The sequence below is a fragment of the Bradyrhizobium sp. B097 genome (assembly GCF_038957035.1).
Taxonomy (GTDB): Bacteria; Pseudomonadota; Alphaproteobacteria; order Rhizobiales; family Xanthobacteraceae; genus Bradyrhizobium.
The window spans coordinates 7,519,658-7,540,968 of sequence record NZ_CP152412.1 but is presented as its reverse complement, the minus strand read 5'-3'; the positions used below and the strand labels follow the sequence as shown (position 1 = coordinate 7,540,968).

Annotated in this window: 17 protein-coding genes and 1 pseudogene; 14 read left to right on the top strand and 4 right to left on the bottom strand. The window is 60.6% G+C overall.

The features are described 5' to 3' along the window. The first annotated feature begins 98 nt into the window (after positions 1 to 98). The 4 genes from AAFG07_RS34560 (at position 99) to AAFG07_RS34545 (ending at position 5,435) form a co-directional block, all read left to right on the top strand. A complete protein-coding gene (locus tag AAFG07_RS34560) occupies positions 99 to 938 on the top strand; it encodes a hypothetical protein (protein WP_342724160.1) in 840 nt (279 codons plus the stop codon). A 633-nt stretch (positions 939 to 1,571) separates the two neighbouring features. After that, positions 1,572 to 2,462: an AAA family ATPase gene (locus AAFG07_RS34555; protein ID WP_342724159.1), complete on the top strand. Its 891-nt coding sequence runs from the start codon at positions 1,572 to 1,574 to the stop codon at positions 2,460 to 2,462. A 27-nt stretch (positions 2,463 to 2,489) separates the two neighbouring features. Then, positions 2,490 to 3,661, top strand: a protein-coding gene (locus tag AAFG07_RS34550) for an IS3 family transposase (RefSeq protein ID WP_342724158.1) whose coding sequence is annotated in 2 segments (ribosomal slippage) — positions 2,490 to 2,775 and positions 2,775 to 3,661 — 1,173 coding nt in all. Because the reading frame shifts where the segments join, the coding sequence is not laid out codon by codon here. Positions 3,662 to 3,917: 256 nt separating this feature from the next. Continuing rightward, entirely contained in the window at positions 3,918 to 5,435 is a 1,518-nt protein-coding gene (locus AAFG07_RS34545) for a pentapeptide repeat-containing protein (RefSeq protein WP_342724157.1), read from the top strand. On the opposite strand, the gene AAFG07_RS34540 is transcribed toward AAFG07_RS34545, so the two are convergent. Beyond that, the gene (locus tag AAFG07_RS34540; protein WP_342724156.1) at positions 5,412 to 6,551 is read right to left on the bottom strand and encodes a hypothetical protein; all 1,140 of its coding nucleotides are present in this window, start codon (positions 6,549 to 6,551) and stop codon (positions 5,412 to 5,414) included. The two genes, AAFG07_RS34545 and AAFG07_RS34540, sit on opposite strands and share 24 nt — an antisense overlap. A 137-nt stretch (positions 6,552 to 6,688) precedes the next feature. On the opposite strand from AAFG07_RS34540, the gene AAFG07_RS34535 reads away from it, so the two are divergent. After that, on the top strand, positions 6,689 to 7,597 hold the full coding sequence (locus tag AAFG07_RS34535; RefSeq protein ID WP_342724155.1) for a tyrosine-type recombinase/integrase: 909 nt from the start codon (positions 6,689 to 6,691) through the stop codon (positions 7,595 to 7,597). Between the two features lie 335 nt (positions 7,598 to 7,932). Here the strand turns inward: AAFG07_RS34535 and AAFG07_RS34530 are convergent, their stop codons facing one another. From AAFG07_RS34530 to AAFG07_RS34520, 3 genes are all read right to left on the bottom strand, one after another. Continuing rightward, complete coding sequence (locus AAFG07_RS34530; protein WP_342724154.1) at positions 7,933 to 8,496, bottom strand: hypothetical protein; 564 nt, start codon at positions 8,494 to 8,496, stop codon at positions 7,933 to 7,935. Between the two features lie 513 nt (positions 8,497 to 9,009). Beyond that, a complete protein-coding gene (locus tag AAFG07_RS34525; RefSeq protein WP_342724153.1) occupies positions 9,010 to 10,320 on the bottom strand; it encodes a type II toxin-antitoxin system HipA family toxin in 1,311 nt (436 codons plus the stop codon). Further along, a complete protein-coding gene (locus AAFG07_RS34520; RefSeq protein ID WP_342724152.1) occupies positions 10,320 to 10,574 on the bottom strand; it encodes a helix-turn-helix domain-containing protein in 255 nt (84 codons plus the stop codon). Before AAFG07_RS34520 ends, AAFG07_RS34525 begins: the two co-directional genes overlap by 1 nt. Positions 10,575 to 11,887: 1,313 nt before the next feature. Between AAFG07_RS34520 and sfnG the strand changes: the two genes are divergently transcribed. The 9 genes and pseudogenes from sfnG to AAFG07_RS34475 all read left to right on the top strand — a co-directional run bounded on the left by sfnG (position 11,888) and on the right by AAFG07_RS34475 (position 21,285). Continuing rightward, a complete protein-coding gene (gene sfnG, locus AAFG07_RS34515) occupies positions 11,888 to 12,988 on the top strand; it encodes a dimethylsulfone monooxygenase SfnG (protein ID WP_342724151.1) in 1,101 nt (366 codons plus the stop codon). 16 nt (positions 12,989 to 13,004) lie between these two features. Further along, positions 13,005 to 13,922, top strand: a complete 918-nt coding sequence (locus AAFG07_RS34510; protein WP_342724150.1) for an ABC transporter ATP-binding protein — start codon at positions 13,005 to 13,007, stop codon at positions 13,920 to 13,922. Further along, positions 13,922 to 14,812, top strand: a complete 891-nt coding sequence (locus AAFG07_RS34505; protein ID WP_342724149.1) for a branched-chain amino acid ABC transporter permease — start codon at positions 13,922 to 13,924, stop codon at positions 14,810 to 14,812. The genes AAFG07_RS34510 and AAFG07_RS34505 overlap by 1 nt, the downstream gene beginning before the upstream one ends. A 3-nt stretch (positions 14,813 to 14,815) precedes the next feature. After that, positions 14,816 to 15,856: a branched-chain amino acid ABC transporter permease gene (locus AAFG07_RS34500; protein WP_342724148.1), complete on the top strand. Its 1,041-nt coding sequence runs from the start codon at positions 14,816 to 14,818 to the stop codon at positions 15,854 to 15,856. A gap of 21 nt (positions 15,857 to 15,877) precedes the next feature. Further along, entirely contained in the window at positions 15,878 to 17,215 is a 1,338-nt protein-coding gene (locus AAFG07_RS34495) for an ABC transporter substrate-binding protein (RefSeq protein ID WP_342729331.1), read from the top strand. 60 nt (positions 17,216 to 17,275) lie between these two features. Beyond that, positions 17,276 to 18,064, top strand: a complete 789-nt coding sequence (locus AAFG07_RS34490) for an ABC transporter ATP-binding protein (protein ID WP_342724147.1) — start codon at positions 17,276 to 17,278, stop codon at positions 18,062 to 18,064. A gap of 22 nt (positions 18,065 to 18,086) precedes the next feature. After that, entirely contained in the window at positions 18,087 to 19,283 is a 1,197-nt protein-coding gene (locus tag AAFG07_RS34485) for an acyl-CoA dehydrogenase family protein (RefSeq protein ID WP_342724146.1), read from the top strand. 61 nt (positions 19,284 to 19,344) lie between these two features. Continuing rightward, positions 19,345 to 19,503 (top strand): annotated as a pseudogene (locus AAFG07_RS34480) (thermonuclease family protein); the annotation flags it as partial. A gap of 825 nt (positions 19,504 to 20,328) precedes the next feature. Next, positions 20,329 to 21,285 carry a zincin-like metallopeptidase domain-containing protein gene (locus AAFG07_RS34475; protein WP_342724145.1) on the top strand — a complete coding sequence of 319 codons (957 nt, stop codon included), beginning with the start codon at positions 20,329 to 20,331 and terminating at the stop codon, positions 21,283 to 21,285. Positions 21,286 to 21,311 lie beyond the last annotated feature (26 nt).

Sequence of the window (21,311 nt, the reverse complement as noted above, 5' to 3'; positions counted from 1 at the left end):
ATGGTTGCGGTAAGCTTTTGCCGGGTGCAAATTGGGTGCGCGCCCCATTTTATCTAATCATAGGTTGTGGTTCGGGTTAAGGTGTTTGGGAGGCTTGCTTGAACATTCTTTTCGTCTCTTTCTTTAAAAGATCTCTCTGTTGTCTAAGTCTGACAGGCGCAATCTTCCTTTCCGCTGAACGCCCCATCCTTGCACAGTCCGCCAACCCCGCGGTCCAGTCTCAATCGTCCAAAATAGAGGTTGCGCAGCAGCTGTTAGCCGCCCTGTCCGCTGCCCGAGAGAAGTTTGTCTCGGACTTCGGGCCAAGCGCATTTGACCGAGCGGACTATCCCGGCGGCAAAACTCTCGGGCAGACGTGGACGGACTATCTGGGAAATGCCGGGTATCCTCGCTCGATCGCGGAGCGGCAAAAACTCGCCACGCTGCTCCAAGCTGAGCTCGACCAGCAGGCCGCGCTTGTGCTTGTTATGGCGCCTGCCCGCGATGAGGCTATCGAGCATCTGGTCGTCTCGTTGAAACGGATTGTCTCCGGGCGATCGGTAAGGCCGGCTGTGCGTCAAGACCCCAACGGCGCCCGCTTTTCGGTCGTGTTCGGAGGGGACACATCCATCCAGACCACGATACAAGCGGACGATGGCTCGAACTATCAACCGCGATCCGGCGATGAGATAGCCTGGCAGTTCGCCTGTGCCGGAAAGCTACCTGACCTAGATGCCGGCGTCCGCGGTTGCCATGACAAGAACTACGGGTACTTGATGGCGAACTCCGAAAAACGGCCCCTGGAAGCAGCGCAAGGACGATATGTTTTCCAGGGAACTCGGTCCACCGGCGAACAGATGATGCTCGAAGCCCCGAGCGGTTTCTGTAGGCCCATCTTGCTCGAGCTCAAGGCTAATGCGTGCAAGCTCGAGGTCCAGATTGTCAGGTCTGGAAAATGAGCTTTTCGAGTTCTCGGGCGATCGGCAAAGCGGGCTAACAGCCGCGAGCCGAGACAAGGTGGAGCGTTACCGTCACTCGAGCAGGGCACTATGTGGGCTCGACGACGCTTGTATTTCGAAGGCGCTCCGCGGATTCTCGACCTATTGTCGCATGCCAGAACGGCGACACCTGGCCGCAAGGAAGATGGCTCGCGCGAGCGATGAAGCCGCTCAGAATCGATTCTGTACGGAACGTACGCAACATGCGCTGTCTACGATGTAGATAACGCGCTACTCGTCTTGAGTAGAGATCAAATCCATACCATTTGCGCGACATCGAAGCGGCGACAAAGAAAACTTGGTTCGGCATCGACTAGGGATGACGGAAGATCATTTGCTGGGGGACTATAGTGGCTAATAGCGAAATTGCGGTCGAGATCGATGACAGCAAAACAGTCGATCAAAACATCTCGTCGCTCTCGACCGCGCTCAAACGAATCGACGATGCTCTGGCGGACGTGCTGTCCGGGGCACTTTCAAAGCTCAGCCTGGAAATCGTCCTCGATCAGGATGCGCTCCTGGACGCGCTATACGCAGCGACCGCGCCAGTCGAACCCCACGGGACGACCTCCTCTCCGAGGAGAGCACTGTGCGATGAGCGGCTGGCATCTTCAGAAAATCTCGATCGAAGGCTTTCGCGGCATCAACAACGAGGGTGCCCCCCTCGTTCTTAAACTCAAGCCCGACTGCGTCAATTCAGTATCCGCACCGAACGGGGTGGGAAAGACATCAATCTTTGACGCGGTGGTCTACGCGATTACCGGTCGCATCCCCAAGCTCGACGAACTGCCCGCGGCCGAAAAAGGCTCGTCCTACTATCTCAATCGCTTCCATACGGGTGGTGTGGGAACGATCACCCTGACTCTTGTGCCTGCCAGCGGCGGCGCCGAGGTCGATGTGACTGTCCGGCACGATGCGGACGGCGGGCGAACCGTTGCGGCTAGTGCAGGTGCAGACGGACATGCGATTCTGGCGGACCTCAATCCCGAATTCGTCCTTCTCGATGGAAAGACATTTCAGGACTTTATCGATTTTGCGCCGCAGAAGCGCGGCCGGTCGTTCGCCGGGCTGCTAGGCCTGAAGCGTTATTCGTCGCTGCGACAGGGGTTGGCCTCGCTGACAAACACGAGGGCATTCAACAATCACTTTGGTGTCGCCAGCAAGGAAGCCAAGCAGAACAGCGCGGCCGTGTCCGTCCAGCGCGCCCGAGGCAACATCAGGGAGGCCTACACGGCGCTCGTCGGAGACGCCTACGATCCGGCAGAAGCCGAAACAACGATGCTTGCGAAGGCGCATTCCGCCCTCAGCGGCATTGAACTGCTCAGACCCCTCTGTGAGGGCCGAACGTTCGAGGAGATCGATCCCTCGAGTTGCGTCGATGCAGCGAAAGCCGCCGAGGGAGGCGAGGCAAGGGCAGAACTCGTAAAGATCCTGCGTGAGGAGGCGAGCTGGTTGAACCTCCTCCGAATGAGTGGACACCTGTAGTAGGCTCTGAGAGCCAAGAGGTGTCGGATGCAAGAGCGTCAACGTCGGTCGTTTACCGAGGAGTACAAGCGGCAGGCCGCTGAACTGGTGGTCTCGAGTGGTCGGTCGATCACGTCGGTCGGCAAGGAACTCGGTCTGCGCGACTCGGTATTGCGGCGCTGGGTGGAGAAGCTGCGGCATGTGCCGGCATCGGCGACGCGGCGCCCCGCGACGCAGGCGGCGCCGATGCCGGCGGACCAGGCTGCCGAGATCGCCCGGCTGCGCGAGGAGAACGAGCGGCTGCGCATGGAACGGGACATTCTAAAAAAGTCGATCGCGATCTTTGCCGGAACACGGACATGAGCTTCCGCTTCATCGAGGACCATCGCGATGCCTATCCGGTGCGGCTGATGTGCGCTGTGCTCGGGGTCTCGGCGGCCGGCTATTACGCTTGGCGGGAGCGGCCGGCGAGCGCCCGTACAACCACTAATACTGCGCTCCTGGCTTCGATCCGACAGGTCCATCAGGACAGCGGCGGCCGCTATGGCAGCCCACGCATCCATGCCGCGATGCGGGCGCAGGGAGGTGGCGTCAGTCGTGGCCGGATCGAACGCTTGATGCATCGGCACGGCATCCGCGCCATCATGGCAGCACCGCGTCGCGTTCGGACCACCGACAGCCGTCATGGCATGCCGATCGCGTCGAACCTCATCGAACGTCACTTTGCAGCTGCGGCTCCGAACCTAATCTGGCTCGCCGATATCACCTACATTCCGACGGCAGAGGGCTGGCTCTATCTGGCAGCCATCATGGACCTCTTCAGCCGCAAAATCGTCGGCTGGGCGATGCGCGATCACATGCAGGTCGAACTCGCCTCGTCCGCCTTGACCATGGCGATCCGCCAGCAGCGGCCGGAGGCCGGATTGATCCATCATTCCGATCGCGGCGTGCAGTACGCCTCACAGGACTATCGCGCGGTCCTGTCGACCGCCGGCATCACCGCATCGATGAGCCGCAAGGCCGACTGCTACGACAATGCCCCGATGGAAAGCTTCTTCCATACCCTGAAGACCGAGCTCGTTCATCATCGCCAATACGAGACCCGCGCCGAGGCCCAGCGCGACATCTTCACCTTCATCGAGGGCTTCTACAATCGGATCCGTCTCCACTCCGCCATCGGATATATCGCCCCGATCGAAATGGAGCTAAAAACAGCTTAACCCTGTCCACTGTTTTGGGGGAAGATCAGGCCCGGTGAGAGATCTTGCTGTTGGCCCGGTAAGGCTGCGACCTGTGGCGCGCGAAGGGCAGCCCGAGACTTGGCGGCTCAACCCAGACGTTCATTGGTCTAGTCCCGAGGAGGAGACAATTCCCATTTACCAGCGGTTGTTCTATTGCCTTTTCTTCGCGGATTACTAGTATCAGGGCTTTCGGAGCGGCCAATTCGGCATCTCTAACAGCACATAACTCGGAATTATGGTAGTTCAGAAGAACGATAATGAGCTTCGGGCTGCGACGCGTTCGAACGCGGATATCCTTTCGAAATGGGACGACAAGAGCGACTTTACCGGCGAAACTCTCATCGGCGTCAGCCTAGAGGGACGCACCGCCCGACAGTCTCTTTTTTCGGGAACGCTATTCCGGGATTGCAGCTTCCGAGGATGCGATTTCAGCCGGTCGGATTTCGAGGCGGCTGTCTTCGAGTCTTGCATATTCTCGAATTGCGATTTCAGCGTCGCGGACTTCCGTTCCGTTGATGCAGTTCAGACTGTGTTCGAAGGTTGTTCGTTCCAACAGGGATCCGTCAGGTCCAGTCGCTACAGCAGCTGCGAATTTCGCGAGTGCGTCTTCGAATTGCAGACCTTCGAGGAAAACGACCTCGAAGAGACGGCCCTGGTCAACTGCAGTTTTCACAGGGCTACCCTTTTGCATTGTCGCTTCGAGAGAACTCGCTTCGAGCGAACCGATCTTTCCGACTGCACTTCGCAGTATCACCTCTTTATAGAATGCGGATTCGACAGGTGTGGCTTCAATGCCGAATCTGTGGGACTGACCTTCGGCTTGTCGACGGACAACCTCGATGCATTGACGCTTGTCTGGCGAGGCGCTGCTTTGGAGCACTCGAGTGGCGCTGGCCTCGTCAGAGATCTTCGTACAACTTACGAGGCCCGTCACTGGCCTTTCCTAGCAGCGATGCTGAGTTTGAATTTTGGCCTCTTGACACCCATAGATTCGCTTGAATTGGCTTTCTCTAGTCTTGCCGGCGAGCCGAATGGCCGACGCGCGGTCGGCGCTGATGAACTGAAGTTTCTTAGTCGTGTTGTCGAGCTATTGTCGCGGCAGTCGCGACTGCCGTTCCTATCGATTGCGCGAGGACTGGAGACAGTCTGTAGCATAGCGGAAGGTGCTCGCCGCCACATTGGCGATGCTGTAAAAATACTGATTCACGCGTTGAAGGATGCCGAGCACGCCGAGCTTGCCGCAATGGAGGCGTTGTTAGAGCCGCTGGAGAGCATGTCGCCTTCAGAGGAGCTGCTGGTCTCTTTCGTATTCGATACCGAGCCATCGATTTCCTTCAGCGATTGGCTTGGCGGTCTCCATCGGAGCGGCGTGCTTCCCGGATTTGCACCGAGACTCATAGAAGCAAGGTCAGGTTCGTATATTGAGATGCTGTCACTTTCGGTGGCAACCTTGAGCAGTGTTCTCATCTGTCTCTCGATGATCGAAAGAATAGTGGAGCGCGTTATCTACATCAGAGCTCGCGCGAAGATACTTTTCTCCCCGCACTTGCCTGCCGCCATCCGGCGGCGCGCGCTCCAACCTATCGCCGCTTCGTCACCGACCGTAACGCGCGAGTTGCAGAAGTATCTCGAGCTCGCGTCAAATTCGCAGTCCAAGCGCATTATCTCTGACCTGGAACAATTCACGCCGAAACTGCTGCGCGTCGAAATAGACCAGGAAGCGAACCGCTCAATTGGCCAGGTGACGATATAGGCGCTGAAGGGCTCCCCGAAATTGCAAGGAATCCCTGGAGAGGTTTATCCGGAAGCAAAATCCCAAGTCCGGGCTGAATCCACTCCTGTTTCCGGGAATGAAGAATGTGCCTGTATGCTCAATGACGGATCTCAAAAAATCGATTGATGTGCCGAGGGAGGCGCTTATGTTGCGGAAGTAGACTGTCGCAAAATGTCCGGTTGAGGATTTATCCAAGGCTACTCTATGTCCGAAGCTCGCGACCAGCTCGGTATGCCATTTTCTGACTGGATCGATCGCCTCGAGGAATGCCTTTCGGTATTGGTCGTAGTCATCGGATAGAAAATGCTCGACCGCAGCGAGCGAGGAGATACCGAGTCCACCGGACAAGACGTCGGCCCAATCTTCGAACGAACTCTCTAGCGCTTTCCGGAACACGACGATAGAGAATTTCATTCCATTCACACAAATCGCCTTATGAGGCGTATAAATTCCGAAAAATTGATGGGATGGACCCATGGCTTTCGCCAACCGTCCTGGAAAAATTGAAAGCGTCTCATCGACGACCACCTTTGTGCCCTCGTTCGCTTTGACGACTAACGCGTCAATGAATTCTTCCGGCAGATAGACGCCGGTATTGTAGATCGGATCCGTAACCCAGATGGCATGATCAGGAGTCGGAGGAAGGTTACGCAGAGCGCCAAGTGTATCATCAAGCCGCGCTCGCGTTGTGCGGTGGACACGGATTCCAAGCCGGCTCAGGTTGTGATGAGTCGTGAAATAGCTCGGATCAAGAATATGCACATCCGTCACCCCCGTGAGCTTGAGAGCGTTGGAAACGGATGAAATTGACTCCGATCCGTTCTCGGTGAACAACGCGCCGACTTCGTTCGAATCCAACCCCAACTTTCTGAGCACCGCCGATTTGGTCAGCAGGTGATACGAGTACCTGTACGGGATGGGGTCCATCGTTTTGGGGAACGGCAGAGCTGCCCTAACTGTTTGCACGAATTCGGGAGACGGATCCCAATGGGATACGTCGGTTGGTTCTCGACGATGATTGCGAGCGTATTCTTCGACAAGATCATTGAGCTCATCGAGGAATGCGTTTTCTTGGACCCGAAAAGCGCTGGTCAAAAAGCAATAATTCCGAGTTATGTGCCTTTCAGCCGCAAATTGTGATCGCGTTTACCATGAAGGAGTTTGAGCCCATGCCAATTCGGGCCGTCTTTGCGATAGAGACTGGCTGAATTGGGTAATGGAGTGTACTTCTGATGCTGATCAGCTCAGCAGTTACCGACTACTTGCGGTATTGTGCGATCGAACGGCAGCTGTCCACGCACAGCCTTGAAGCCTATGCTGCGGATCTGAACGATTTTCATCGCTTCTTGGGTGTCGATCGTTCGGTGTCCTCAATAGTCAGTGCAGATCTCGGCGCTTATCTCACCGATCTGTTGGAGCGTCGAAGGCTTTCGATTTCAACTGCACGTCGACGCTTCGCTTGTCTGCGTACATTCTTTCGACGGACGGCCACCCTGGCCCGGGCGGCAGATCCGTTTCATGGCTGGCGTCTAGAACTTCCGCGCCGCAAGGGACTGCCCCGTTGTCTCTCGCGCTCAGAAGTTCGAGGCGTATTGTCAAGCTTGGCAAGCACGGGCGGGAAGGTCAGCACGTCCATCAGGCCGGTTCTAATCGCGGCTCGCCTAATGATCGCAACCGGCATAAGAGTGGGTGAGCTTTGCAAGATACGCATTTCTGATGTCGCCCCGGAAGGAACGCGCGTCAGGATTTGCGGCAAGGGAGCGAGAGACCGGCATGTCTATGTCTCCGATGCGGTGCTTCAGTCTGAGATCTTGCAGTTGCTGGAGTGTCGCGCGAAAGAGCCGATCAAGGTTGCGCATCTGTTCTTGAACCGACTTAAGCGGCCGATGAGACCCCAATCGGTTCGAAGAGCGCTTCGTCGTTATTCTGAAGTATCAAGCAACAGACGCCGTATCACGCCGCACATGTTACGCCATACGGCCGCAACTCTATTGATCGAGCGTGGCGTTGATATTCGGTTCGTTCAAAAGCTACTTGGACATTCAAGCATATCGACGACCGAAATTTATACCCATGTGTCAGATGAAGCGTTAAGGGCTAGTTTGGAAAGGGCTGATGTACTGGCCAATCTGGTAGCATAGCCCATCGCAGCGCGGAGGAGATGTAGTCGCCAGACGATTGAAAGTGTGTGGGCTATGTTGAAGCGCCAGATCATGGGCGTTCGTCATTGGGTTTCGGCGAAGCACTGCTTCCACTTTCGCCGCGCCGGTGGGCGCGCAGTGATGGGGGTGAAACCGCAATAATACACCCGCGGCTCATCTTTAGAGGCTATCTTCCGGTTGTCTACTACCAGTCCATTTTGTCGGTCGTCCCAATAACTGCCAACGTCGTCATGAGACGAAGCCCGTGGGCGAAACTATCGGGGTGCGCGTCGAACTCCTTTGTATGCACCACCGCGAGTCCGCGTCCGTCCTTGCTAACTCCGATGGAGAAGTACAGGGCGGGCATGACGCCGGTATAATATGAGAAAGCTTCCGAGAACATGCCACGCCCAGGGCGTATCGAGCATCCCAGGCCATGTCCGCCCGAGAGGCGCGATGATCTGCTCGAACAGCGCAGGGTCGTTTCGTGTCGCCGGCGCACCCGGTCGGACCGCCCAGTCGTAATTTACGGCCGCCTCCGATGCCATTCGCGAGACTAGCTGATCGAGCTTTTCCTCAAGTGAGGGCTCGCCGTTCTCGCCCAGGGAGATATTCTCGAAGCTGCGAATGGTGCCGCTGACATCGGCATCCGCGGTGATAACGTTGCCCGCATTGCCGTCGGCGAGGAATTGCGTGACCGAAATGACAACAGGCTTGTTAGCGATATCCAGGTAACGGGCCGGCAGTTCGATCGCCATACGGGCGGCAACGAGTGCCGTATCGCTGCCCTCATTGGGCGCTGCCTTGGCGATCGGAATGCCTGCGGTGCCGAGCAAGATCGATGCGTGAATGTCGTGACCGCGATTGTGCATCAAGCCGTCTATCTGTGAGCGCGTCATGTGAGACGTTGGCTAACCGCGTTGCGCTCGAGGGCTCGGGCGTCCATCTCAGCTCTCAACGCACCGGTGTCGCGAGGACGATCATAGCGCCGATCCGCGCGGCAGGTCGGATGCCTACCAAAGAATCGATTACGGCGCGCCGTCGACGGCTAGACAGACGATCGGCTTGAAGCCCAAGCTATCTTTACGAGATCCGATCTGTGCCGCATCATCGCACATGCCCGAGCCTCGCCGCGCCGTTCGGCGCAGACGACAGCCCGATCTTCGGAGGCATAGAGCACCTCTCGGCATTTCTGAGAGCTCTGGAATCGCTCGCATGGTCGCCGAAGTGACCCGCTGCCGGTGTCGGCGATCTTGGCCCGACCGGATCAACTGGATCCCGGCGGCCGATATCTGAACCGTCTCGCCAACAACCTGCGAACGGCTTTCATGTTCTGGGATCCCCAGACGCACGCCAGCTTCGGCCAGCGCATCACCATAGAGCGGGCGGCCATCGACCGGCAGTCGGCCAGCCTAGTTTGCTTCGTTGATGAGTTTGATGCGGTGCAGAGCCGCGATCCGGATCGATTCCGTGAGGTTTCTCGGGAAGCCTGTAGGCAAAGCTTTGACGACCTCCTGGAAGTTCGCCTCGAATGTCGTGGCTAGATCATCAAAAATCGTGCGCACGACAGCGATCCCGACGCCCGACATTTCTGCCGTCTGGATGAAGTGCCGCGGCCGCATCTCATTTACGGTATGGTGGCGGCTCTTGCCGACCGACATGGCGAGTTTAAGTGCCTTGGGTTGGATTTGCTTTGCATCGTGGCTCGGCTGCGCACTCAACACGTCATAAAGGGGCGTGAGACGGAAACGTCCGCCGGGATGAAGGAAGACGCTGAAGTTTTTGCCGTGGGCATCCGTCGCGCCGATCAACCAAAATACGATCCCCGCGCGCATGAAGACCGCGATATCTTCAGCGGGATAATCGCTGCCTTTTAGCAGATCAAAGATTTCCTTCACGCCGGGACCGCCGTCGGATTGAGATTTTCGGGTCGGCGGGACGGAAAGCGCTTGGCAGCAGTCTTCTTGCGGAAGCCGGAGCAAACGTTTGTCCTGAGTCCAGCGGCGGTCAAAGCGCTCGACGATGAGTGTGCGTCGGCCGCCGAAGTCGGCAATCTCTGCATTGGCAGCCGGTATGCCAAGCGCCTTGATCAGCTTGAGACAGAAATATTCGTTCTCGACGCCGTTTGAGAGATCAACCCCATTTGGTAAGCGACCGATCTGCGGCTTCAGAATATGGGTTGTCGCCGTTGTCCCGGACGGTTTGTACCATTTGCCGCTTCGGCGCAGCAGAGCCGTCTTTTCTTGAGCGCCAGCCAGCGAGATACGAAAATCCTCGTCCTCGCCGAGGCCAAGCGGCGCTGTGGCCAGGTTTTGAATGAGTTTGCTAACGTCCTCATCGCTCACATATGTGCCATCGGTCGTTCCCGCCCGGCCCGGATCGATGCCTTCCGGCAAGAATTGGAGCGCGCCAACGCAGTCGTGGCCGAGGGACGAAAGCATGCTGTAGGCGTCGGTACCATTGGCTCCGACGCGCTCCGCAACACGCCTGCGCATTTGCTCGCTATCCGGCAATAGATTGTCGAAGACACCGGTCACCACTGCGCCGATGTACCGATCTTCACGGAGCGGCAATGACAGCGAAATCGGGAACGTCGATTGCCAGGCGAGCCAGGCTGGATCGTATCGGAAATCGATAGCCCCGCTGGACTCGCGGTTGAGTACCCCTGCCTGGCGTCCGTTCACGAACACGTTCAACGGCTCCTTGGCTCGCGGACGGGCCATCAGAAGATATCCTCGATATCGGCTGCACTGGCTTTGCTCCGCGGGCGAACGACCAGCTCAAAATCAAGCGCGGCCAATGCTGCCATGACGGTGTGCAGTTGAATGGCCGGTGCCCCTCCTTCGAGCCGGGACACCGTCGCCTGGCGCAGATGTATGACTTTCCCGAGATCGGATTGCGTCAGCCCGGCCTTTTTGCGAGCCCGGCGCAGGATGGCGCCGAGCTGCCTTTCTGTTCGTGCGATTTGTTGGGTCATCCCCCGCCTCTTGGACAAGACATGCGCAATCGCGCATAAATCATCAATATTCGCGTATAAACAGCGCCTATGCGCAATCGCGTATAAATCCGTTATATACGCGATCGCGGATACGGCGGCCTCCGGCTGAAGGGGGAACTGTTCCCAAAGCCGCCGACGTGAAAGTTGAAGAGGGCGTCCGCAATCAACGCGCACGGGCGCCTCGATAGCGCCGTCGCCGCCCCCCATGGTCGATCGCCCGACATTTCCAAATGAAGAAGCTTTAGCGAATTTGCTGGCTCCAAATCTCTCGAAACTCGAAACGAGCCGGCCTCCAAGAAAAAGTCAGCCGATCGTTTGGGGCGAATGTCGACGAGCGTCGCAGTTCAAGCGGCCTATCCCGGGCAAAGAGGTCAAGGAGAACTCCTCGAGCGATAAGATATCCAAGAAGGACCATTCATGTTGACGCAAATCCACGATCGGGGCGTCGTCGGAAGTCTGGCAGGCGGTGTTTCTCAAGCTTATCGGAGAAAATCACGATCGTTGAAAGGGCAGCTTGTCTTGGCGCCGTTTTCGCGCTCCGCTTCAAAAGCGCTTACTTTGATAGACGCGCTTGCGATCTCTTGGTCATCAGGTCACGGCGAGCGACGCCAGGGCGCAAGCTTGGCACGCCATCTCCATGTCATTGACGCGAGTCCGGTCCGGTTGGTTTCCGCAATTTTCCTGGCTGAGCGCAGTCGAGCCGTCACAAGAGATAAATCTCTAAGATGACACGCGCTGCCGTGTGATTTTACATCTACGCTGTCCGGCGTGCAGGAAAGAATCGTTTCGAACATCAGAACTATCCTCTCCTTCATCTCAGGGGGGCCGGCATGTTACTGCAAGCCGCATGATCTCGCCGCATAGGCGCGCCGATACGGATAGAAATTCGGCCGCTCAGCATCAAACGATGCGTTTTGCGTCAACAAAAGAATACCGCTTTCCCGGAATCGCCGAAAAAGAGTTTGCCTTGGACTCGCTCGTCTCTGCTTTCTCTGAAAATATTGATTGCTCGCCGGATGGTGCTTGCGAGGGGAATGCGGATGACTTGCACTGACCTGTTTGACCGATCTCGAACCCGCGTCGCGCCGCTGACGTCGTGCCGCACGGCGTGTTGTTGACGCTCCGAGCGCGTGCCGGCGCGGATCAGGGACGCTGATCGCGCCAACCTTCCCGTAATTCAAGATCCGCCGGCGGCCCGCATGAGCCGCTTCGTAACCCGCTGGCCCGGCGCCGCGCGAACGCTTCGTGCTGCCTCGTCACGTCCTCCACGTCCAACATTTGAGGTAATTGCAATGACCGCCAGCCATGATCAGATCAAATTCGCCTACTGGGTGCCCAACGTCTCCGGCGGATTGGTCATCAGCAAGATCGAGCAGCGAACCGGATGGGACATCGACTACAACCGCCGCCTGGCGCAGATCGCGGAAGCGAGCGGCTTCGACTATGCACTGAGCCAGATCCGCTTCACCGCCGGCTATGGCGCCGAATTCCAGCATGAGCCGGTCGCGTTCAGCCACGCCTTGCTCGCGGCGACCACGAAACTGAAGGTGATCGCGGCACTGCTGCCTGGGCCCTGGAATCCGGCGGTGGCGGCCAAGCAGATCGCGACCATCAGCCAGCTCACCGAGGGCCGTGTCGCCGTCAACATCGTCAGCGGCTGGTTCCGCGGCGAGTTCACGGCGATCGGCGAGTCCTGGCTCGACCACGACGAGCGCTACCGCCGCTCGGAAGAATTCATCCGTGCGCTGCGCGGAATCTGGACGCAGGACAATTTCAGCTTCCGTGGCGATTTCTACCGCTTCACCGATTACACGCTGAAGCCGAAGCCGGCCCATCCCTTGCCCGAGATTTTTCAGGGCGGCAGCTCGCGCGCGGCGCGCGACATGGCCGCGCGGGTGTCGGACTGGTACTTCACCAACGGCAATTCGGTCGAGGAGATCAAGAAGCAGGTCGACGATATCAGGGCCAAGGCGCGCGCCAATAATCACTCGGTCAAGATCGGCGTCAACGCCTTTGCGATCGCGCGCGAGAGCGAGGCCGAAGCGCGCGCCGTGCTGGACGAGATCATCGTCAAGGCCGATCCGGAGGCGGTCAATGCCTTCGGCCATGAGGTGAAGAATGCCGGCAAGGCCTCGCCGGAAGGCCAGGGCAATTGGGCGAAATCGAGCTTCGAGGACCTTGTCCAATACAATGACGGCTTCAAGACCAATCTGATCGGCACGCCGGAGCAGATCGCCGAGCGCATCGTCGCGCTGAAGCAGGTCGGCGTCGACCTCGTGCTGCTCGGCTTCCTGCATTTCCAGGAAGAGGTCGAGTATTTCGGCCGTCGCGTCATTCCGCTGGTTCGCGCGCTGGAGGCGAAAACCGCGGCGCACGCCCAGGCTGCCGAGTGATAGGGAGGCTGGCGACGTGACCGCGGTGGCGACGAATACCGGTGTCCTTGCGCTGGAGGCTGCTCCGGCGCAAGGGAAGGCGCGCGCAACGGCGATTGCCGATGCCCCCACACGGGTGCTCGCGCAGGCCGGCGATCGCGCGGTACGGCCGGTGCTGGCGCTGAACGAAATCTCGCTCGCATTCGGCGGCGTCGCGGCGCTGCGCGACGTCGATCTTGCGGTCGCACCGGGAGAGATCCGCGCGGTCATCGGGCCCAATGGAGCCGGCAAGAGCTCGCTGCTCAACGTCATCAGCGGGCTCTACCGTCCCGATCGCGGCCGGGTCTGGCTCGGCGAGCGCGCATTTGTCCACGTGCCGACGGCACATCTCGCCGCGCACGGCGTCGCGCGCACGTTCCAGAATCTTGCGATCTTCAAGGGGCTGTCGGTGTTCGACAATGTCCTGATGGGGCTCGCGCACCGCGTCCGCGCCGGTTTCCTGCGCCAGATCATCGGCTCGCCGCTGGCGCGCCGGATCGAGGCGGAGAACCGCGCCGCCGCCGAGGATGTCATTGGCTTCCTGCACTTAGGCGACGTCCGTGAGCGCGCCGCCGGAAGCTTGCCCTACGGCTTGCAGAAGCGGGTCGAACTGGCGCGGGCGCTGGTCGCGCGGCCGACCTTGTTGTTGCTCGACGAGCCGTTCGCGGGCGTCACCTTGAGCGAGAAGCGCGAACTGTCCGAGCACGTGCGCAATGCGCGCGACAGCTATGGCGCCACCATCGTGCTGATCGAGCATGACATCGCCGTGGTGATGGGACTGTCGGACCGAATCGCGGTGCTCGACAACGGCCGCAAGATCGCCGACGGCACGCCCGACGAGGTGAGGTCCGACCAGGCGGTGATCGACGCCTATCTCGGTGTTGCGCATCAGGACGTCACGGAGCTCGCGGTCTGATGTTCGATTATCAGTTTCTGATCGAGGTGCTGGTCGGCGGTCTGCTGTCGGGAGTGATGTACTCGCTGGTCGCGATCGGCTTCGTGCTGATCTACAAGACCTCGGGCGTGCTCAACTTTGCGCAGGGCGCCATGCTGCTGTTCGCGGCGCTGACCTTCGTCAGCCTGGTCGAGCGCGGCCTCTCGTTTCCGCTTGCGTTCCTGATCACCCTGGCGATCATGGTGGTGCTCGGCGTGACCGTCGAGCGCACGGTGCTGCGGCCGCTGATCAACCAGCCGCCGATCACTCTGTTCATGGCAACCCTCGGGCTGTCCTACGTGATCGAGGGCGCCGCGCAGCTGTTGTGGGGCACCCAGGTTCACGGCCTCGACATCGGGATCAGCGACGTGCCGCTGGATATTGCCGGTGTCTTCATCAGCCGGTTCGACCTGTTCGCAGCAGTGGTCGCGGGAAGCCTGGTGGCGCTGTTCTCGCTGTTCTTCCGTTACACGCGAGCCGGGCTCTCGTTCCGTGCGGTCGCCGAAGATCCGTTCGCGGCGCTCGCCGTCGGCCTGCGGCTGCCGCGGGTCTGGGCCACCGTCTGGACGGCTTCCGGCGTCGTCGCGCTGGTCGCCGGATTGTTGTGGGGTGCGCGTCTCGGCGTGCAGTTCTCGCTGTCGCTCGTGGTGCTGAAGGCGCTGCCGGTGCTGGTGCTTGGCGGCTTCGATTCAATTGCCGGCGCGATCATCGGCGGTCTTCTGATCGGCGCCATCGAGAAACTCGCCGAAGTCTATGTCGGGCCGCTGTTCGGCGGCGGCATCGAGGCCTGGGCCGCCTATGTCGTGGCGCTGGTGCTGCTGCTGGTCCGGCCGTCGGGGCTGTTCGGGCAGAAGCTGGTCGAGAGGGTCTAGGCGATGCGCGCAGCAACCTCGACAGCACAGCGCGCCGGCGTAGAGACCATCGCGATTGCCGTCGCAGCCGTGATCGCCTTTGGCGTCATCCCGTTCTTTGGCTCCGACTACCTGCTGGATGCGGTGTTGACGCCGTTTCTGGCGCTGGCGCTCGCCGCGGTCGGGCTCAACGTTCTCACCGGCTATGCCGGCCAGGTGTCGCTGGGCTCCGCCGCCTTCCTCGCGGTCGGCGCCTATGCCACCTACAATCTCCACCTCCGGCTGCCCGAACTGCCGCTGCTCGTCGATCTGGTGCTCGCCGGCCTCATCGCGGCCGCGATCGGCATCGTGTTCGGACTGCCCAGCCTGCGGCTGCGAGGATTCTACCTCGCGGTCTCGACCCTGGCCGCACAATTCTTCGTGCAATGGGCGCTCACGAAGTTCGGCTGGTTCTCCAACGACAATCCGTCCGGCGTGATCGATGCCCCGGTCCTGCACGTGGCTGGTTTGTCGTTCACCAGCCCGGCCGGCCGCTATGTGTTCTCGCTGAGTGTCGTGACAGCAGCGACCTTCCTGACCTTGCGGTTATTGCGCTCACAGAGCGGCCGCAACTTCGTCGCGGTGCGCGATCATGAGCTCGCCGCCAAGGTGATCGGCGTGCCGCTGTTGCGCACCAAGCTGCTGGCCTTCGGCGTCTCCTCGTTCCTGATCGGTATCGCGGGGGTGTTGTGGGCCTTCGCCTATCTGCGCACGGTCGAGCCGGCCGGCTTCAATCTCGATCACTCGTTCCAGATCCTGTTCATCATCATCATCGGCGGATTGGCCTCGCTGCGCGGCGCGTTTCTCGGCGCCGCCTTCATCGTGGTGTTTCCGCTGATCCTGTCGCGCGCCGGCGCGGCCCTGCTCGGCGGCGTGTTCGATTCCGGCGTTCTGGAGATGAGCCAGCGCATCGTCGTCGGCGCGCTGATCATCGCGTTCCTGATTGCCGAACCGCGCGGCCTGATCGCGCTCTGGGACCGGTTTTGGACCGCCCTCACGCGGCAAGTCGCCGCTCGGAACACATGACATTTCGCACCACTGGAGAAGCTGACGATGATTAAGTCGAGAGTTCTGAAATTTGCTTTCGCCGCGGCGGTTGCCTCGGTGCTGGCCGGGCTACCGGCGGCCCGGGCCGACGAGCAGTTCTTCCCCCTGCAAAGCTACCGGGTCGGCCCCTATGCGGCCGGCGGCACCGGCTTCTTCGGCGGGTTCATCGACTATCTCAATCTGATCAACATCCGCGATGGCGGCGTCAACGGCGTCAAGCTGACCTGGGACGAAGGGGAGACCCAGTACGAGGTCGAGCGCGGCGTCGAGGTCTATGAGCGGCTGAAGGGCAGGCCCGGCGTCGCCGCCTGGAATCCGCTGTCGGTCGGCATCGCCTACGCCATGATCGATCGTATCACCAGGGACAAGGTGCCGCTGATCACCATCAATCACGGCCGCACCGATTCGACCGACGGCCGCGTGTTTCCCTACGTCTTCCCGCTGCTGCTCAATCCCTACAGCGAGACCTCGGGAATCGTGAACTACATTGCGAGCCGCGAGGGCGGGGTCGACAAGCTGAAGGGCAAGAAGCTCGTCGTGCTCTATCACGGCTCGCCCTATGGCAAGGAGACCATCCCGATCTACAAGCTCTTGGCCGACAAGTATCAGTTCAGCCTGGAGCAGATCGAGGTGCCGCATCCCGGCAACGAGCAGCAGTCGCAATGGCTGTCGATCCGGCGCGCGAAGCCTGACTACGTGGTGCTGCGCGGCTGGGGCGTGATGAACCCGGTGGCGTTGAAGACCGCGCAGAAGGTCGGCTTTCCCGCCGACCATATCATCGGCAACGTCTGGTCCAATTCCGAGGAAGACGTGATCCCGGCCGGCGACGCCGCCAAGGGCTATATCGCGATCACCACGCAGGCCTCCGGCGAGCAATATCCGGTGCTGCAGGAGGTGATCAAGACGGTCTACGGCGCCGGCAAGGGCAATCTCGACGACAAGAAGCGGATCGGCAGCGTCTACCACAATCTCGGCATCGTGAACGGCATCCTCAATGTCGAGGCGATCCGGATCGCGCAGGCGAAGTTCGGCAAGCGCACTTTGACCGGTGACGAGGTGCGCTGGGGTTTTGAGCACCTCCAGCTCGATCCAGCGCGGGTCGAGGCGCTCGGCGCCAAGGATCTGTTCCATTCGATCAACGTCACCTGGGACAATCATGAAGGCGACGGCCGCGTCACGTTCCAGCAGTGGGACGGCGGCAAATGGAAGGTGGTCTCGGGCTGGATCGCGCCGGACTGGGCCTTCCTGCGCCCGATCATCGAAAAGTCCGCGGCCGCCTATGCCAAGGAGCATGGCATCAAGGTGCGGACCTCCGGCGACGAAGCGGTCAGCAACTGATGTTGCGACAGGCGCGGGAGCGCTTTTGGCTCCCGCGCCTGCAACGCCAGGGATCAACAGATGAATGAAACCCTGCTCTTAGTCGAGCGACTGGCCGCCACCTATAATCACGCGATCGCCGCGGTCAGCGACGTATCGTTCGCCGTGCAGCGCGGCGAGATCGTCGCCGTGCTCGGCGCCAACGGCGCCGGCAAATCGACCACGCTGCAGGCGGTCTCGGCGCTGCTCGCCGCCCGCCGCGGCCAGATCACCGCGGGCCGCATCGTCTTCGACGGCCGCGACGCCGCGGGCACCTCGGCGGCGACGCTGGTGCGCGCCGGTCTGGTGCCGGTGCTCGAGGGGCGGCATTGCTTCGCCTCGCTGACGGTGGAAGAAAATCTCATCACCGGCGCGATGGGGCGCGATGCGCGGCGGGCGGAGATAGCAGCGGATCTCGACCGCATCTACGCGCTGTTCCCACACCTGAAGCAGCATCGCCGCTCGCTCGCCGGTCTGACCTCGGGCGGCGAACAGCAGATGACGGCGATCGGCCGGGCCTTGATGTCGCGTCCGCGGCTTCTGGTGCTGGACGAGCCATCGATGGGTCTGGCGCCACTGGTCGTCGAGGGAATTTTTCGCGCGCTCAAGCAGCTCAACAGCGAGCAGGGGCTGTCGATCCTGGTCGCCGAGCAGAACTCGACGGTGGCGCTGCGCTTTTCCGATTACGCGGTGGTGCTCGAGAACGGCCGCAGCGTGCTGGCCGGCGCGGCCACCGAGCTGCGCCAGCGCGCCGACATCAAGACACATTATCTCGGCGGATCGTCTCAAGGCGATCAGAGCCGGAGGCAGCCGACAGAGGCTGTCGCATGACTGCAACCCGGAGAGAATGACCATGGCCAACGACAATCTCGCACGCAAGATCGACGACGACGTATACGCCAGGCTTGATGCCGCCATCGATGCGACGGTGAAAGTGAATGCCGACCGCAACGACCGCGAGAGCCGCTTTCCGCGCGAGAATCTGCGCGCGCTTGCCGAAGCCGGCTGGACCGGCGTGCTGAACGAGCCTCAGTTCGGCGGGCTCGGCCTCGGCCATTCGGATTTTGCCGAGGCTGCCTACCGGATCGGGCAGGCCGATGCATCCACCGGCCTCGTCTATGTCATGCATGTCGGCGCGGCGCAGACCATCAACCTGTTTGGCAACACCGATCAGAAGGAACGCTGGCTGAAGGCCAGTAGCGACAGCCTGCTCGGCACCTACTCGACCAGCGAGCGCGCCACCGGCGGTCACTGGTGGTACAATCTCTCGGAATCGTCGCGCGACGGCGACGACTATCGCGTCAATGCGGAGAAATCGTTCACGACGAGCTCGGGCCAGGCGGACTATTATGTGGTGCAGACCCGCACGCCTGGCGCCAAGGACCAGGCCGACATCATCTTCTTCATCGTCGATGGCAACGCGGAGGGCATCGAGTCCCGTCCCTGGGATGCGCTCGGCGTGCGCGCCAATCATTCGGGCCCGATCCGCTACAGCAATGTGCTTGTGCCGCAACGCGACCGGCTCGGCGCCGAAGGGCAGGGCAAGGAAATCATCTATGACGGCGTTTCGCCGGTCTATCTGATCGGGCTCGGGGCGGTCTGGGAAGGCGTCGCCCGCGGCGCGCTAAACGCGGCGGTCGCCCACACCACGAGCTTCGTGCACAAGGACAGGAACAAGAGCCTTTCCGACTATCAGGCGATCCGCCAGGAGCTCGGCGCTGCCAAGGTGCTGGTCGAGACGCTGCGGCCGTGGCGCAACGAGCTCGCAGGCAAGCTCGACGCGCTCTGGCGCGCCGGCAAGCCGCAAAGCGAAATCCTGATTCCGTTGACCGAATTCAAGGTGCACGCCGCTGAGGTCGCCAATAAGGTTGCGGCGGCGGCGCTGACGGTGACGGGCGGGTATGGTTATCACCGCGGCCCGATCGAGCGTGCCTATCGCGACGCGCGCGCGGCGATCGCGATGGGGCCGTCCAATGTCATCGCGCGCGACTGGATCGGCAAGGCGCTGGTCGGCCTGCCGTTGGAACTGTTCTACGAGGGCGGAGAATAAGTCGAAATTGCGTGCCTTTGCCGGCATCGGCCGCACCCAAGATTGTGGCGATCCCTCGTAATACTCAAAAGGCAGATATCACGAAGCTCAGCGCGAAGCTGAGCGTACCGGCCAGGGACTCTGGGAGGGCAGCTACGTCGAGCCCTGGCTCTATCGTGCATGCATCCGGGCAAGCGGAAACCCGTCCGCCTGTTCGGACGATGCAAATGCCCGTCCTTGATGGAGTCGACTGTCGGGTGTCAATCCACAAACGTCCGATGGCCGATCACCACAGTTTCGCAGGCGGCTCTGGCGTGGGTTGGGCGACTCACGCTACCCATCATTTCCAGCCACCTCACTGAATGATGGGAATGACATGGTTGCAGCTACCCGTAAACTGCCGACCTCTGGTTACGCGCTTGAAGTTGACGGTCGACTCAAAACCGAATTTGCGACCAGAGACGGCGCCAGGGCAGGTGGAGAAGAACTCAAGAGACGTTTTCCCAGGCTTCAGATCAGGATCTATGACGCGCAGACGAACGCGCGCGAGGAAGTTTAGACTCTTTGACTGGAGGATTCGTCCGCTTGTGCGCGTGCGGCTGCCGCCGCATCGGGCTCTCGTGAACCCAGCCGCTTTGCGTCTGGGCCGTCCGGCTTTGATCCCTCGCGCAGGACTGCGGAGCTCCTCGCCGGGGGCACTCGTGAAAGGGTCCCGCCGTCATCAAGTATGACGGCGTCGCTATCACTGCCCCGTTCCCGGGTACCCTCTTAACCGGTCTCGTCGCTGCACTCGGTCCCGCGTGCCGCCTTCGGCGTCGCTATGCTCACGCTCCTGCGGGTGCCATATCCTTGAGGCGATGCGCCGTTGGCGCACGCCTGGCCGGGGCCTGCGGCCCTCGGCACCTATCAAGGCCAAATCCCATGAAGAATCGGACGGTAGGCGGGCTGCGTCGCAGATTTCGCATTCTCTCCCTTGGAGGCTGAGAGTAAGAGTGCCGCGCGGGTTTTGACGTGACGGGTTATGGGCTGCGAGAGAGGCTTGCGGCGCCCGTCGCGGAGACTCGCGATGTCGAGACGCTATCTTCAACGGCGCACCGGTGAAGACCGGACGAGCCTTTATGATGAGATCACCAGCAAGATCATCCGCGAACTTGAGGCCGGCCGAGTGCCGTGGGTGCAGCCTTGGGGTACCTCGGCGGCGAACGCGTCCCTGGCCATGCCGAAGAGCGCCACGACCGGTCGTCAATATAGCGGCATCAACGTTCTAATTCTTTGGGGCGCTGCCACCGAACGCGGATTTACAGGTCAGAGCTGGCTTACGTTCCGCCAGGCGCTGTCGCTCGGCGGCCACGTCCGCAAGGGTGAGCGCGGCACGACCGTCGTCTATGCCGACCGCTTTGTACCGGCCGAGGAAAAGCGGCGAGCGAGCGAAACAGGTGACGAAGCGCAGGCCATTCCATTCCTCAAGCGCTTCACGGTCTTTAATACCGATCAGTGCGACAATCTGCCTCCGGAGGTCGCGATGACGGCGCCGCCCCCGCCGCCAGGTCTGATCGAGCCGCGGGTCGAAAAGCTCATCAAGGCAACCGGTATCAACTTCCGGATCGGCGGCAACCGCGCTTGCTATGTACCAGCAGAAGACTATGTGCAGGTGCCGCCGCCGCAAGCCTATTTCGAGCCGATCAACTGGCATCGAACGGCCTTGCACGAGTTGGCGCATGCCAGCGGCCATCCGTCGCGTCTCAACCGTGACTTGTCGGGCAGCTACGGCACCAGGAAGTACGCCTTCGAGGAACTCGTCGCAGAGATATCGTCGGCGTTCAGTTGCGCCTCGCTTGGTATTGCGCCGACGGTGCGGCATGCGGACTATATCGGTTGCTGGCTGGACGTGCTGCGAGAGGACAATCGGGCGATTGTGCGTGCCGCATCACAGGCCAGCAAGGTTGCGGATTATCTTCTTGGATTCCTGCCGGGATCCGTTGTCGACACGACGACGGAGGGGGCGGAGCAGGAGGCGGCGTGAAGTTCTCGCCGGTCACCTCGAAAAAG